1 protein-coding gene is annotated in these 271 nt (G+C 39.5%); it reads left to right on the top strand.

Annotation, left to right across the window (positions count from 1 at the left end):
• On the top strand, positions 1 to 217 hold a 217-nt coding region (locus SB822_RS57305; protein WP_410859134.1), incomplete at its 5' end, for a hypothetical protein.
• Positions 218 to 271 lie beyond the last annotated feature (54 nt).

Here is a 271-nt window from a genome sequence, read left to right as displayed (position 1 = left end):
CCCTGCTGCAAATGCAGAGGGAGTAGAAGATATTCCATCTTCAAATTATGATGGACAAATTTTGAGTGTTGGTAAAGAATATGCAAGGTCATTTAGTTGTCAAGCTGCTACGGCGAAAACATATGAACCTTGGACTGAATCTGCTGGTTATACCTGGATTAAATCAAATGGCACTAAGGGATATGTTCAAATGCGGCCCGTGGTGGAGTCACTTTAGGTGTTGTTCTAAATGACACAACAATCGATTTTAGCAATTCCTTCTTAGTAAAGA

Origin of the sequence: Paraburkholderia sp. SIMBA_054 (genome assembly GCF_046534875.1) — a bacterium.
Taxonomy (GTDB): domain Bacteria; phylum Pseudomonadota; class Gammaproteobacteria; order Burkholderiales; family Burkholderiaceae; genus Paraburkholderia; species Paraburkholderia hospita.
The sequence above is the reverse complement of the archived record's forward strand: the minus strand, read 5'-3'. Positions and strand labels throughout refer to the sequence as shown.